Annotated in this window: 13 protein-coding genes; 6 read left to right on the top strand and 7 right to left on the bottom strand. The window is 60.2% G+C overall.

Annotation, left to right across the window (positions count from 1 at the left end):
- Window positions 1-420 precede the first annotated feature (420 nt).
- Window positions 421-618, top strand: a complete 198-nt coding sequence (locus ASF77_RS23640; protein WP_082493723.1) for a hypothetical protein — start codon at window positions 421-423, stop codon at window positions 616-618.
- A gap of 961 nt (window positions 619-1,579) precedes the next feature.
- On the opposite strand, the gene mscL is transcribed toward ASF77_RS23640, so the two are convergent.
- The gene (mscL, locus tag ASF77_RS11240) at window positions 1,580-1,987 is read right to left on the bottom strand and encodes a large conductance mechanosensitive channel protein MscL (RefSeq protein WP_056339092.1); all 408 of its coding nucleotides are present in this window, start codon (window positions 1,985-1,987) and stop codon (window positions 1,580-1,582) included.
- A gap of 295 nt (window positions 1,988-2,282) precedes the next feature.
- On the opposite strand from mscL, the gene ASF77_RS11235 reads away from it, so the two are divergent.
- From ASF77_RS11235 to ASF77_RS11225, 3 genes are all read left to right on the top strand, one after another.
- Entirely contained in the window at window positions 2,283-2,615 is a 333-nt protein-coding gene (locus tag ASF77_RS11235) for a hypothetical protein (RefSeq protein WP_056339090.1), read from the top strand.
- A 123-nt stretch (window positions 2,616-2,738) separates the two neighbouring features.
- Window positions 2,739-3,086 carry a lysozyme inhibitor LprI family protein gene (locus ASF77_RS25240; protein WP_056339088.1) on the top strand — a complete coding sequence of 116 codons (348 nt, stop codon included), beginning with the start codon at window positions 2,739-2,741 and terminating at the stop codon, window positions 3,084-3,086.
- 210 nt (window positions 3,087-3,296) lie between these two features.
- Window positions 3,297-3,590: a hypothetical protein gene (locus ASF77_RS11225; protein WP_056339086.1), complete on the top strand. Its 294-nt coding sequence runs from the start codon at window positions 3,297-3,299 to the stop codon at window positions 3,588-3,590.
- Window positions 3,591-3,664: 74 nt separating this feature from the next.
- Here the strand turns inward: ASF77_RS11225 and ASF77_RS11220 are convergent, their stop codons facing one another.
- The 6 genes from ASF77_RS11220 to ASF77_RS11195 form a co-directional block, all read right to left on the bottom strand.
- Window positions 3,665-4,114 (bottom strand): RcnB family protein, encoded by a 450-nt coding sequence (locus tag ASF77_RS11220; RefSeq protein ID WP_056339084.1) that lies wholly within the window; start codon window positions 4,112-4,114, stop codon window positions 3,665-3,667.
- Between the two features lie 128 nt (window positions 4,115-4,242).
- Entirely contained in the window at window positions 4,243-4,866 is a 624-nt protein-coding gene (locus ASF77_RS11215; RefSeq protein ID WP_056339083.1) for a sulfite oxidase heme-binding subunit YedZ, read from the bottom strand.
- 3 nt (window positions 4,867-4,869) lie between these two features.
- A complete protein-coding gene (msrP, locus tag ASF77_RS11210) occupies window positions 4,870-5,850 on the bottom strand; it encodes a protein-methionine-sulfoxide reductase catalytic subunit MsrP (protein WP_056339081.1) in 981 nt (326 codons plus the stop codon).
- Window positions 5,851-5,932: 82 nt separating this feature from the next.
- Window positions 5,933-7,093 (bottom strand): c-type cytochrome biogenesis protein CcsB, encoded by a 1,161-nt coding sequence (gene ccsB, locus ASF77_RS11205; RefSeq protein WP_056339078.1) that lies wholly within the window; start codon window positions 7,091-7,093, stop codon window positions 5,933-5,935.
- A 44-nt stretch (window positions 7,094-7,137) separates the two neighbouring features.
- Window positions 7,138-9,228 (bottom strand): cytochrome c biogenesis protein ResB, encoded by a 2,091-nt coding sequence (locus tag ASF77_RS11200; protein ID WP_056339076.1) that lies wholly within the window; start codon window positions 9,226-9,228, stop codon window positions 7,138-7,140.
- A gap of 80 nt (window positions 9,229-9,308) precedes the next feature.
- Window positions 9,309-9,983 carry a cytochrome c gene (locus tag ASF77_RS11195; protein ID WP_056339074.1) on the bottom strand — a complete coding sequence of 225 codons (675 nt, stop codon included), beginning with the start codon at window positions 9,981-9,983 and terminating at the stop codon, window positions 9,309-9,311.
- A 154-nt stretch (window positions 9,984-10,137) separates the two neighbouring features.
- On the opposite strand from ASF77_RS11195, the gene yihA reads away from it, so the two are divergent.
- Both yihA and hemB read left to right on the top strand, forming a co-directional pair.
- Window positions 10,138-10,896, top strand: coding sequence for a ribosome biogenesis GTP-binding protein YihA/YsxC (gene yihA / locus ASF77_RS11190; RefSeq protein ID WP_056339072.1), 759 nt, complete (start codon window positions 10,138-10,140; stop codon window positions 10,894-10,896).
- Window positions 10,897-10,910: 14 nt separating this feature from the next.
- Window positions 10,911-11,924: a porphobilinogen synthase gene (gene hemB, locus ASF77_RS11185; RefSeq protein WP_056339070.1), complete on the top strand. Its 1,014-nt coding sequence runs from the start codon at window positions 10,911-10,913 to the stop codon at window positions 11,922-11,924.
- The last annotated feature ends 248 nt before the right edge of the window (window positions 11,925-12,172 follow it).

Genomic DNA, 12,172 nt, shown 5'->3' with positions numbered 1-12,172 from the left:
TCGGACAATTTGGTGAGGGGGAATACCGCGTTTTCTATAACGACCTTACGCAAGCCTTGCACTGGCTTGAGGAGTGAACGGGCGGTCCGCTTTGGGTCGTTAGCGGACGTCGAGTCCGTCCTAAGCGAGCTGTCCAAATTTTCCCATGTAGCAACAAATCGGGTAGACTGATTGCTTCGTGATGTGTGCTCCGGTCAGAAACAGCCGTCCAATCGGCTAAGCGCTGCCTGCCCCTAATTAGCTTCGCCAGTGCGGAAGATAAGCGTTGTCGTAGCCTCGCATGGTCTCCATCCGCGACAGCCACGCAACTAGTGCGGAAGACGCACGCTTAAGAGTCGCTAACGAAACTGGACAAAAAACTGCGCCTTTGTGGCGCCCGTGGCCGACCGGCAGTCGGTACACCTGAGAGGGAGAGCATATATGGGCGAGTGGTCAGACTATTTTGAAGACTTCCCGGAAGAGAATCAGGCCAACTATATTGGGGGAAGATTTGATCCTGCGGGGGCCAATGCGCAGCGGGATGCTCAGCAAAAAGCCTCACAAAAACTGAGGAAAGAGCAGCAACGACTTGACGCAGAGATTGCTGCCATCGTTCAAAAGCATAAACCAGCGGAGTGAGTACGGAAAACGTCCATGTTCGGATGCCTGTCAATGGTCAGCAATAGACATCTTTGCCCACGGCAGTTTTTTATTGCCAATCTGCAATGGCGGCCGCCTTGCGTGGTAACGAATGCGACGAGAAGACCGCCTCCGTTCAGATGGGTGCTATGCATCGACACCGGTGCGACGGAGTCTTAGGGGAAGTCCGTCGCTTCGAGCATGCCGAACGATTGATAGGTCAGAAATCCGGCGCTGATTTGGATGGGATAGGACACGAAGCATAATCGTTTCGCAAACCCCATTTTGCGTCATGAAAATCCAGGCATCTACTGCGCCCCGTTCAGCATCGAGCAAAATGCCGCGTTCAACAATAGATTGCAAGGTTCTATTAAGGCGTTCGAGCTGGGGCACCGGACGTCCATGCATTGAAATTTTGGAAAAATTTTCAGCCGTAAGACTGCGCGATTGAGCTAACAAGTCGGTCAAGTTATGATACCGACCATTAGCTCGTAGGTATACGCCTACGACACTTTTGTTGTTGTGTTGCACGCTGAGCGCTAGGCATGCTGAACTTTAGTTGGCTCTTGGCTCAACTGGACCGTTGTTAGCCACAGCATCCTCGTTAGGGATTTGCAAAGCAAACCCCAGGATCATTGGAGTCGAATTAAACGAATTGCGGTAGGCGCGGAGGGCCTCTCTGGGTCAGAAGCGGACGCTATAATATGTCTGCTCTCAGCCCAAGTTGTGTAAAACGCAATACGGACAGCAGGCCGCCCACACTCGGCCTCTCAGAACACTCTCCAAGGCGTTTTCTCGAGGTCGGGAATGGTAAAGAGACCCCTAAAAACACGCGGATCTCGCGTTTTTACACAGCCTGGGCTGGAAGCAGACGTCCGCTTCCGCTGTATTAGGTTACGACCTTCCCCCGAGCGATAACGGCTCCGGAAGAGTAATCGCATTGTGAACGACTGAAGCTAACCTATCGACGTAACGCGTCGCGAATTTCGCGCAGTAGGATGACGTCTTCTGTAGTAGCAACAACAACTGGAGCGGGCTTACGCAGTCGATTTACCATACGAACCATCTGGAAGATGATAAATGCGAGGATGATGAAGTTCAGTAAAACCGTTAGAAAATTGCCATATGCCAAGACAGCACCTGCCTTTTTTGCTTCGGTCAAGGGCAGTCCCCATGCCTGACCGTTTAACGGGAGATAATAATTTGCGAAGTCCAGCCCTCCAAAAATCTTGCCGACTATAGGCATAATAATGTCTTGCACGAGCGAATCGACGATCCTACTGAATGCCGCTCCAATGATGACCCCAACCGCAAGGTCCATCACATTACCCTTGGTAGCAAATTCTTTAAATTCAGTCAGCATGCCCATTTTCTTCTCCCTTTGCTAAATTTCAAGAATAACTCAAGACAATTCTGAGCTGGCAGAAATCCTGCTGCTAATCCAGCGTCTAGTTGAGCACTAGCGAGGATGATACCACTGAGGAGTATGGGTCGCCACGGCAAGCACGTACACTCTCAAGCCGCAATGTTGCACACAACGAGATGGTTTCTTGAACTCAACAACGGATAGGTCCGCTTTGGGTCGGAAGCTGCCGTACACTAAACGGCCGAAAACGGCCAAGAGCGGCCGTTCAACGTCCCCCATCTAACCTTGATAGGAATCCATGGAAAAGCAAGAGGACGTATGTTCAAGATTCGGTGCAGTGGCCGAGCCGCCAGCCCTTGGGGCCAAGCTGGGGATTGCGCTCGCCACCATTGGAGAACTCCCCATCAACGGCTTACGGGTTCGCCTTGACGAAGCGTGCGGGTGGTTTATCTGGGGTGGTGGCGAGGCATCGACCGATCCCGACTTCTATCAGCCGCTTCACGTCGCACACGTTGCTGAGTTCCTGCCATCGGTTGAACCTTACTTGTCACTGCCCCCGGGCTACAGGTTCCAAATCGCCGGTGGGCATGAGGATGTTTGGTTCGACCCGGCACTCCTAGCCGAAAAGTGACGGTCCGCTCTGGGTCGGTTGCGGTCCTTCGCTGGTAGACTGCTCCCGGCCAGAAGCGGACGTCGAAATGGTCTGCGGCGTATAGCACGGCAATTACTTCACGATTTTTCAAGCGGAGCACGTATGTTTAGGCAGGGGTTACCAATCTTACTTTTCCTCAGCAGCCAACTGCTCCTTCCCCCCGCCGCGGCAGTCAATGGCGACACTCGCCCAGTTGAGCTCGCAACTGCAAATGCGAAGCTGAACAAGGTCTATAAAAGTCTCATGACTCAGCTTGAACAAAAAGACCGCGAGAAGTTGAAGAACGCACAGCGCATTTGGATTTCGCTGCGAGACGCCGACTGTAAATGGTCAAGTCCTGCTGAGCCATTAGATTGCATGATCGACCGAACAGACCGGCGAACGGACGAACTCCGAGCGAGTATGTTCCAAGCCAGTAATGGCGGTTACACGAGCCTGGAGCTCCAGTAGGGGCATTCGTAGCACCCGAAATTAACTGCGCGGCTACGTCCGCTTCGGGTCGAAAGCAGACATAACCTCACCTCTCTGATCACCCGACAGCAGCCCAATACCCCCGCCCCGTAACCCCAAGCGCACGCGAGCGAACTCGATAGCGATGTATGATCGATCCAACCCCTCACCGGCTGGAGCCGGTTCGATCAATCGCCTCGGGAGACCGCCATGCGCACGACGATGATGATGATAGCGAGCGCCGTTTGCTTGCTCGGATGTGCAAGCCCGCAAGAAAAAGCCATGCAGCAGCAAGCCGAAATGGATCGCATGATGGCGCAGTACGGGCCCGCCTGCGCCCAATTGGGCCATACACCGAACACAGATCCGTGGCGCAATTGCGTTCTGCAGTTGGCGACCAGGGACGGCAATTATCGGGGCGGCGTATCGACCTCGATCTTCGGCAGCTTTGGCAGCTGGGGCCGCGGTTCGGGCGTGGGCATCGGCATCGGGGTCGGCCGCTAATCGCCCGATCCGCAACCATAAAAGAAAACCGCGCCGTCTTTCGAGGGCGCGGTTTTTTGTTTTACAGGGCCAGCTTAATTGTTTAGCAGTACCTGGGCGATGATACCGGTGGCGATCGCCGCCAGCACGTAATCGTTGCCGGCGCGAACCCAGTGATGACCCCGTGGAGGCGCGCTCAGGTGGCGGACGCGCCAGTCGGTGACGACGTAGCGGGTGCCGCGGTATTCCTGGCTCAGGCGTCCGCCGCGGTGCAGGTCGTGGCGGGGGCCGCCGCCGCGCCGGTCGTCGCGATGATAACGGCGGGCGTCGTCGCCGCGGTAGCTGTCGTGGCGGTCATAGCGATCGTTGCGGTTGTTGCGATCGTAGCGGTTGTCATACCGTTGCTCGCTGCGGCCATTGCGGTCGTCGCCGTGACGATCATTGCCATAACGGTCATTGCCGTAGTCGCCGCGCTGGGCGAATGCGCTGCCGCTGGCGGCCATGCTCAGGGCGATCAGTGCGGATGCAATCAGTTTGGTCTTCATGGTGTTCCTCCGTATAACGCAGGGGCTGCGTCGATGGAGTCATTACACCGCTAATCGAACCGAACAGGTGAAGCAAACCGGTAAGGAATGCTACTAAACATTTCTGCGTGAATGTATAACCCGGGCCTTCATGCGCGCACCGCCGCGCGCGCCTTGGCCCTAGTCCAGTACAGCCGCAGCCCCAGCAGCACGATCACGATGGCCGCGAACAGCGCCGGCTGCGCCAAGTTGTTCTTGGCCGCCTTCATCCACCAGAAGTGCAGCACGGCCAGCGGCGCGACCAGGTAGATCAGCCGGTGCAGCCACTGCCAGCGCTTACCCCCGAGCCGCTTGATCATGGCGTTGGTACTGGTCACGGCCAGCGGGATGAGCAGGACGAAGGCGGTGAAGCCGACCAGGATGAAGGGCCGTTTCGCCACGTCGCGCAGCATGGCGGCCAGGTCGAAGAAATGGTCGAACCAGAAGAAGGCGATGAAGTGCAGCAGCGCATAGAAAAAGGTGAACAGCCCCAGCATGCGCCGCAGCTTCACCAGCCAGTTCCAGCCCGTCAGGCGGCGCAGCGGCGTCACCGCCAGCGTGATGCACAGCAAATACAAGGCCCAATCGCCCGTCTCGTGAGTGATGAATTCGAGCGGCTCGACCAGGCTACCCGCGAACACCTGCCAGGCGCCCCACAGGAAAGGCAGCAGCGCCGCAACGAACACAGCGCACTTGATCAGCGTGACCTGTTTCGGTGAAGGATTGGCCGCCATCGGTCAGAAGAACTTTTTCAGATCCATGCCGGTGTACAGCGAGGCCACTTCCGGGTAGCCGTTGAACATCAGGGTCTCGCGTTTCTTCTTGAAGAAACCGTCCTCGCCGATGCGGCGCTCGCTCGCCTGCGACCAGCGCGGATGGTCGACCTTCGGGTTCACGTTCGAATAAAAACCGTATTCGGACGGGGCCGAGACGTTCCAGGCCGTCTTCGGCTGGTCGCGCGTAAAGCGGATGCGCACGATCGACTTGGCGGATTTGAAGCCGTATTTCCAGGGCACGACGACGCGTACCGGTGCGCCGTTCTGGTTCGGCAGCACCTGGCCATACATGCCGACGGTGAGCAGCGCCAGCGGGTGCATGGCCTCGTCCAGGCGCAGGCCCTCCACGTAGGGCCAGTCGAGCACGCCGCTGCGTAATCCCGGCATCTGCTTGGGGTCGGCCAGGGTGGTGAATTCGACGTATTTCGCGTTGCCGGTCGGTTCCACGTGCTTGATCAGGTTCGACAGCGAATAACCGACCCAGGGAATCACCATCGACCAGCCTTCGACGCAGCGCAGCCGGTACACCCGCTCTTCCAGCGGCGCCAGCTTGATCAGGCTGTCGATGTCGAGCCGCATCGGCTTTTTGACTTCGCCCTCGATCGACACCGTCCAGGGCCGCGTTTTCAGGGTATGGGCGTTGTCGGCCGGGTCGCCCTTGTCGAGGCCGAATTCGTAGAAATTGTTGTAGCCGGTCGCATCCTTGAAGGCGGTGCGCGGCTCGGTGGTGGACAAGGCCGGATTGGGGCGCGCGGCCAGTTTCTGGCCGGGGCCGGCCTGGGCGAAGGCTTCGCGGTTGGCCATCTCCCACAGGGCGCTGCCGGCGGCGGCGCCGACGGCCATGCGGGCGATGAACTTGCGCCGCTCCTCGTAGACTTCACGCGGCGTGATTTCGGAGGACAGCGGCGGATTGACGCCGTCGCGGGGTGATTTGATGAGCATCGCTAACTCCAGGCAATTGAACGATCACGATACATGATTTCGTCAAATTGCCTTGCCGCGTTGCGCGCTTTTTACACTCCCGTTACAACTCGCCGTAGGAATGCAGGCCCGACAAGAACATGTTGACGCCGAGGAAGGCAAAGGTCGTCACCAGGAGGCCCACCACCGACCACCAGGCTGCCACGCGCCCGCGCAGGCCGCTCATCAAACGCATGTGCAGCCAGGCCGCGTAATTGAGCCAGACGATCAGCGCCCAGGTTTCTTTCGGATCCCAGGACCAGTAGCCGCCCCAGGCCTCGGCTGCCCACAGCGCACCCAGGATGGTGGCCACCGTGAAGAAGGCAAAGCCGACCGAAATCGACTTGTACATGACGTCGTCGAGCACTTCGAGCGGCGGCAGGCGGTCGGCCAGGATGTCGTGCGATTTCAGCAGATACGCGGTGCCGACCATCGCCGCCAGGGCGAAGGTGCCGTAGCCGATGAAGTTGGCCGGCACGTGGATCTTCATCCACCAGCTCTGCAGGGCCGGCACCAGCGGCTGAATCGCGGCGGCATCGCGCGAGACCGTGTACCAGAGCAGGAAGATGACGGCCGCGCCGATGATCAAGAGCACGAACGCGCCCAGCTGGCGCGTGGCGTAACGCTCCTCGTAGTACAGGTAGAACAGGGCCGTGATCATCGCGAACAGGATGAAGACCTCGTACAGGTTCGAGACCGGGATGTGGCCGACATCCGGGCCGATCAGGTAACTTTCGAACCAGCGCACCATCATGCCGGTGAAGCCGAGCACGACGGCGGCCCAGCACAGGCGCGAGCCGATGGCGGTGCCGGAGTCGGATTTCGCCAGCAAGCCGATCCAGTAGAACACGGTCGAGAAGGCGAACAGCGCGCTCATCCACAGGATGGCCGACTGGCTCGACAGCATGTATTTAAGGAAGAACTTTTGCTCGGCATTGGCGAGCGAGCCGTCGTACAGCGACACCGCCCACAAGGACAGCAACGCCACGACCGGAATCAGCCAGCGCACCGGCTTCCAGTGCCAGCCCAGGGCGGCGAAGGTCGGCGCGGTGAGGAACAGGATGGCGCGCTCGTAGCCGTCCATGTAGCCCGCGTAGCGGTTCAGGGCGAACAGGGCCGCGGCCATCAGGCCGGCGCCGAACAGCCAGTCGATCGCGCTCAGGCGGCGGAAATAGCTGGGCGTCTCCTTGTAGACGACGCCGGGCTTGTGTTGGGATGCTTCCATGCTTTGTCTCCAGTGCCTGTTTTTATATCAGCAAGGGCGTCAGCTTACGCCGATTGCGGCAGCTTGGCTGCCAGCTCTTCAAATTCTTTTTCGAAGTCCAGGGTCTTGCGCTGGGTGCTCATTGCCATCAGCGCATGCGCCCCGCCTTCGTTCGGGCGTACCCAGATCCACAGGCGCCGCTCGCGAATATAAAACATCGCGAAGATGCCGGCGACCAGCAGCACGCAGCCGAGATAGACGATCTTCTTGCCCGGCGAACGCGTCACCTGCAGCACCGACGCTTTTACTTCGACGAACTCGTCGAGCTGCAGGTACACCGGGGCGCCGTAAAAGAAGCTGTCAGACAGGGCATTCGTCGCCAGCTGCAGGAAGCGCGCATGGGTGTCGTTGCCTTCGATCGCCGGCTGGCCGTCGGCCGCGCGCGCCGCCTGCCACAGCTCCCACAGCACGCCGTTGAGCATCTTGATGAAGACTCCTGCCGCCTTTTCCTGCTCGGCCGCCGGGATCTTTTCCAGGAACTGCGCCACCGCGACGAAGCCGCCCGGGGTGCCATCGCCGGCAAACATGCCCAGCGTGCGCTGCGCCGATTCGCGCAGCTGGTCGGCGAACTGCGTTCCGCCCTGTTGGCCGGCCGACATGGTGCGCGCGGCATAGCGGCGCGCCGCCTCGGCCCGCAGCGCCGGGTTGGCCAGCGCCGCACGCAGGCGCATCCACTCGCGCACGCTATAGGCCTCGTCGGCAGGAATGCGCAGGAAACGGAAAGCTTCCGACGGGCTCGAGCGCACGCCGGCCAGGTACACCTGCGAACCTTCGAGCGTCACCGGCTGCATGTAGTTCAGGAATTCTTTCGCTTGCCCGGTCTGGTCGCGCAATTTGTATTGCACGCTGGGGCCGACATTTTTCAGATCCTTGTTGTCGGCATTCTTGCCGGCCGAACCGGAGGCCTTGCCGAGCGTGGCCGACAACTGCTCGTTGAGCGATTGCGGCTTGGTCACGGCGCGCACGTCGTTCCCCGCGATGTTCTCGACGTTGAAAGGCCGGAAGCCCGACCATTCGACCGAATAGCTCGCACCCGCCGCTTTCAGTTCGGTGGCGCCATTGACTTCGCCCGTGATCGGGAAGGCGCGCATTTCTCCGCCGGCCATCGGGAAGCCGGTCAGTTTCAGGCGGCTGCCGCCATCCTCGAAACTCGACTGGTAGACGGCCACCCCCTTGTAGATCAGGGGTTCGTTGACCTTGATCGTCGCCGCGAAGGTCCTGTTTTCCGCGCGGTCGTGCACGACGACGTCGCTGGCGAACAGCTTCGGCATCCCGGTCGAATAGAAATCGATATGGAATTTTTTGAGTTGCAGATCGAAGGGCAGTTCCTGCAGCAGGGTGCCGCTGGCCTGGGCGATCGACGCGACGCGCCCGGTCTGTCCTTCGGCCAGCAGGATGTTGCCGCGGTAGGTCGGGTTGTTCACGCTCAGGCGGTGCTGGGCCGGCACGTCGGCGATCAGGCCGCCACCCATGTAGGGCGTTTTGCCGAGGAACCATTGCTGCAAGCGGATGGGCAATTCGGAATCGAGCATGCCGCCCAGCAGGATCACGATGATGGCGGTGTGCGCGAAGATGTAGCCGAACTTGTTACCGGCGCCCTTCTTTGCCGCCACCAGGGTGCCGCCTTCCTTCTCGACGAGTTTGACCTTGTAGCCGGCATGGCCGAGGCGCACGGCGCTCTGCTGCGCCAGGCCGGCCACGTCGAGCGGCGCGACCCATTCGCTTTTATGGTGAAAATTGCGCAGGGATTCTTCACGCACCATGTCGCGCCAGCTGCGCATATCGCGCATCATCTTCGGAGCGTTGCGAATCACGCAGAGGCTGGTGGAGACGATCAGGATCAGCAGGATCAGCAGGAACCACCAGCTGGTGTACACGCTGTACAGGCCGAGTTTGCGGAACACCTCGTACCAGAATGGCCCGAACTGGTTCACGTAGTTCGGCATGGCGTCGTTCTGGCGCAGCACGGTGCCGATGATGGCCGCGATCGAGAGGATCATCAAGAGGCTGATCGCGAAGCGCATCGACGAGACCAGCTCGACGGACTCGTCCAGCCAGGAGCGGCGCGTTTTCAGTTCAATTCCGGTGGTGCTCATGCTACTTCCTAGTTTGCAGCAAAAAGGGCGCCAGCTCGCGCTGCCGCCCTTCTGGTACTCGGGTCAAGCCAAGAGCACGCTCAACGGAGGCCGGCGATGTAGTCCGCGACGGCCTTCATCTCGGTGTCCGACAGGCGCTGCGCCAGCGTCGTCATCTGGGGGCTGTTGTTGCGTGCGCCGGTGCGGAAGGCGACCAGCTGGGCGGTCGTGTAATCCTGGTGCTGGCCAGCCAGGCGCGGGTACTGCACCGGGATGCCGCCGGCGTTCGCGCCGTGGCAGCTGGCGCAGGCGGCGACGCCCTTCTCGGCGATGCCGCCGCGGTAGATCTTGCGGCCCAGTTCGATCGTGTCCTTGCTCTTGGCGGCGCCCTGCTTGGTCTTCTGCACGGCAAGGTAGGCCGAGATATTGCGCTTTTCCTCGTCGGTGAGCATCTTGGCGTAGGTCGTCATCACGGGATTGACGCGCTGCGGGGTCGTGAAATCGACCAGCTGCTTATGGGTATAGGCTTCGATCTGGTTCGACAGCTTCGGGTTCGCCGCGATGGTCGAATTGCCGTTCGCGCCGTGGCAGGACAGGCAGGCCGGCAGGCCGCGCGCATTGTCGCCGCTGTCGTACAGGGTGGCGCCTTTGGCGGCGTCGGGTTTGGCGGGGCGCTGCGCTTCGGCTGCGCCAGCGATGCTGCTGAGAGCCAGGGTTGCAACCAACAACGATTTCACGAACACCGCGCTAGCGGTCGGTACAGACACACGATTCATTCGAGCACCCTGAAAAAGTCGACAACAGAATTATTGTAATTACAGCGGCCTAACCGGCGCCCGAACGGGCAGCCCATACAATTGATAACCCCTTATTGTACAATAGCTTTGTTTCTCTATTGCTTCATTTCATTGCCTTTTTCACCTCTTCCCCATGTCCAAACTCTGGCAAGCCCGCTTCTTCACGACCGTCAATCAACTGCGCGATCTCCCCAACACCGTGGTGCCCGAGATCGCCTTTGCCGGCCGTTCCAACGCGGGCAAGTCGACCGCGATTAATATCCTGACCAACCAGAAGGGACTGGCATTCGCCTCGAAAACCCCTGGCCGCACCCAGCACATCAATTACTTCTCGATCGGCGGCGCCCACGTGGCCCAGCACCGCAAGGATCCGACCATCGTCGAGGAAATCCGCGCCCTGCTGGTCGACTTGCCGGGTTATGGCTATGCGGAAGTGTCGGGCAATGCCAAGCTGCACTGGCAAAAGCTGCTGGGCGATTACGTCCAGCGCCGCGAACAATTGGCCGCCCTGGTGCTGATCATGGATTCGCGCCGCCCCTTTACCGACCTCGACACGCAGATGCTCGAATGGTTCGCCCCGACCGGCAAACCGATCCACTGCATCCTCACCAAGGCCGACAAGCTCAACCGCAACGAGCAGACGAATGCCCTGCGCGAAGCGAAGGGCGTGCTGGAGAGCTATGTCGACGAGGACGGCGAAGGGTTCCCATTTACCGTGCAACTGTTCTCGGCGCTGAAGCGCATCGGCATCGAGGAAGCGGACGCCAAGATCCAGTCGCTGCTGGGGCTGGACATCGAAGAGCCGGAGATCGACGATGCGATCGACGGCGGCAGCGACAGTAACAACGATAACGACATCGACCAAGACGGCAAGGCTTCCGACCACTCCTGAAGAAAGCGAGCACGATGAGTTCCATCATTACCGGCCAGTACCCAGCGACCCGCATGCGCCGCATGCGCCGCGATCCGTTCTCGCGCGCCATGATACGCGAGAACACGCTTACCGCGTCCGACCTGATCTATCCGGTCTTCATCCTCGACGGCGAGAACCAGCGCCAGCAGGTGGCCTCGATGCCGGGCGTGGAACGGGTCTCAGTGGATCTGTTGATGGGCGTGGCCGAGGAATGCGTGGCGCTCGGGATTCCCGTGCTGGCGCTGTTCCCCGTGATCGACGCGTCGCTGAAAACCTATGACGGCGTCGAAGCGACCAATCCCGACGGCCTGGTGCCGCGTGCTGTCCGGGCGCTGAAGAAGGCTTTCCCGCAGCTGGGCATCCTCACCGACGTCGCGCTCGACCCGTTCACGACCCATGGCCAGGATGGCCTGCCGGACGAGAACGGCTACATCGTCAACGAAAAGACGATCGACATGCTGGTACGCCAGGCGCTGGCCCAGGCCGAGGCCGGCGTCGATATCGTCGCCCCGTCGGACATGATGGATGGGCGCATGGGCGCGATCCGCAATGCGCTGGAAGAACGCGGCTTCATCCACACGCGCCTGATGGCGTATTCGGCCAAATATGCCTCGGCCTTCTACGGCCCCTTCCGCGACGCGGTCGGCTCGGCGGCCAATCTCGGCAAGGCCGACAAGAACACCTACCAGATGGATCCGGCCAACAGCGACGAGGCCCTGCGCGAAGTGGCGCTCGACCTGGCCGAGGGCGCGGACATGGTGATGGTCAAGCCGGGCATGCCCTATCTCGACGTGGTGCGCCGCGTGAAGGACGAGTTCAAGGTGCCGACCTTCGCTTACCAGGTCAGCGGCGAATACGCGATGATCAAGGCCGCCGCCCAGAACGGCTGGCTCGACCACGACAAGGTCATGATGGAATCGATGATGGCCTTCAAACGCGCCGGCGCCGACGGCGTGCTGACCTATTTCGCGCTGGACGTGGCGAGGAAGCTGAAAGCCGGCGGATAAGCAAACGCCGGTCTCTCTGCCTTTCGTAGGGCGGGCACTCGTGCCCACGCGGTCAGACCGTCGCATTCCTTAAATGTGATCTGCATCTTGGCAGCAGTCATCCTCGTTGCCGGTGCGGGTGCGCATGAGCACGACCGCGTGGGCACGAGTGCCCACCCTTGTATCTTGATCGAGTTGGTGGTTAGCTACTGCCAGCAGAGGTGAAGACCAGCTTGGGCCCACCCTTAAGGCTCGACCTTGGAAGGTAG

Origin of the sequence: Massilia sp. Leaf139 (assembly GCF_001424165.1) — a bacterium.
Classification (GTDB): domain Bacteria; phylum Pseudomonadota; class Gammaproteobacteria; order Burkholderiales; family Burkholderiaceae_D; genus Telluria.
Note: the sequence above shows the minus strand (reverse complement) of the source record. Positions and strands in the feature narration are given on the sequence as shown.

Coding starts and splice junctions, on each gene's coding strand:
- ASF77_RS23640 (WP_082493723.1), top strand. CDS start 421: ATGGGCGAGTGGTCAGACTATTTTGAAGACTTCCCGGAAGAGAATCAG.
- mscL (WP_056339092.1), bottom strand. CDS start 1,987: ATGGGCATGCTGACTGAATTTAAAGAATTTGCTACCAAGGGTAATGTG.
- ASF77_RS11235 (WP_056339090.1), top strand. CDS start 2,283: ATGGAAAAGCAAGAGGACGTATGTTCAAGATTCGGTGCAGTGGCCGAG.
- ASF77_RS25240 (WP_056339088.1), top strand. CDS start 2,739: ATGTTTAGGCAGGGGTTACCAATCTTACTTTTCCTCAGCAGCCAACTG.
- ASF77_RS11225 (WP_056339086.1), top strand. CDS start 3,297: ATGCGCACGACGATGATGATGATAGCGAGCGCCGTTTGCTTGCTCGGA.
- ASF77_RS11220 (WP_056339084.1), bottom strand. CDS start 4,114: ATGAAGACCAAACTGATTGCATCCGCACTGATCGCCCTGAGCATGGCC.
- ASF77_RS11215 (WP_056339083.1), bottom strand. CDS start 4,866: ATGGCGGCCAATCCTTCACCGAAACAGGTCACGCTGATCAAGTGCGCT.
- msrP (WP_056339081.1), bottom strand. CDS start 5,850: ATGCTCATCAAATCACCCCGCGACGGCGTCAATCCGCCGCTGTCCTCC.
- ccsB (WP_056339078.1), bottom strand. CDS start 7,093: ATGGAAGCATCCCAACACAAGCCCGGCGTCGTCTACAAGGAGACGCCC.
- ASF77_RS11200 (WP_056339076.1), bottom strand. CDS start 9,228: ATGAGCACCACCGGAATTGAACTGAAAACGCGCCGCTCCTGGCTGGAC.
- ASF77_RS11195 (WP_056339074.1), bottom strand. CDS start 9,983: ATGAATCGTGTGTCTGTACCGACCGCTAGCGCGGTGTTCGTGAAATCG.
- yihA (WP_056339072.1), top strand. CDS start 10,138: ATGTCCAAACTCTGGCAAGCCCGCTTCTTCACGACCGTCAATCAACTG.
- hemB (WP_056339070.1), top strand. CDS start 10,911: ATGAGTTCCATCATTACCGGCCAGTACCCAGCGACCCGCATGCGCCGC.